This window comes from Terribacillus sp. AE2B 122 (assembly GCF_902497585.1).
Classification (GTDB): domain Bacteria; phylum Bacillota; class Bacilli; order Bacillales; family Amphibacillaceae; genus Terribacillus; species Terribacillus saccharophilus_A.
This window is the reverse complement of the sequence record NZ_LR700950.1, coordinates 28,243-28,757: the sequence shown is the minus strand read 5'-3', so window position 1 is coordinate 28,757 and position 515 is coordinate 28,243. Positions and strand designations below refer to the sequence as shown.

Genomic DNA, 515 nt, shown 5'->3' with positions numbered 1-515 from the left:
GGACTCGAACCTTCGACCCTCTGATTAAAAGTCAGATGCTCTACCAACTGAGCTAATGGCTCAAAAACATTCTATTGAAAAGAAGTAAATGGCTGGGCTAGCTGGATTCGAACCAACGATCACGGGACCAAAACCCGTTGCCTTACCGCTTGGCTATAGCCCAATAAATGGTGGAGGGAGTAGGACTCGAACCTACGAACCCGATGGGAGCGGATTTACAGTCCGCCGCGTTTGGCCAACTTCGCTATCCCTCCAACATGAGTGGTGCCGGCCAGAGGACTTGAACCCCCAACCTACTGATTACAAGTCAGTTGCTCTACCAATTGAGCTAGACCGGCAAGCTGTTTAATTGATTGACTCGAACGTCACGAATGATATCATATCATCATTCAAATAACTTGTCAACACGTTTTGTTAACTTTTTTAAAAACAAGTGGTGGAGGATGACGGGCTCGAACCGCCGACCCTCTGCTTGTAAGGCAGATGCTCTCCCAGCTGAGCTAATCCTCCAGCTT

4 tRNA genes are annotated in these 515 nt (G+C 48.2%); all 4 read right to left on the bottom strand.

What is annotated here, in order from left to right:
• Positions 1 to 89: 89 nt before the first annotated feature.
• Positions 90 to 163, bottom strand: a tRNA-Gln gene (locus tag AE2B122_RS17075).
• A gap of 5 nt (positions 164 to 168) precedes the next feature.
• Positions 169 to 254 (bottom strand) — tRNA-Tyr (locus AE2B122_RS17070).
• A gap of 8 nt (positions 255 to 262) precedes the next feature.
• Positions 263 to 338: transfer RNA gene (locus AE2B122_RS17065), tRNA-Thr, on the bottom strand.
• Positions 339 to 434: 96 nt separating this feature from the next.
• Positions 435 to 510: transfer RNA gene (locus tag AE2B122_RS17060), tRNA-Val, on the bottom strand.
• Between the last annotated feature and the right edge of the window lie 5 nt (positions 511 to 515).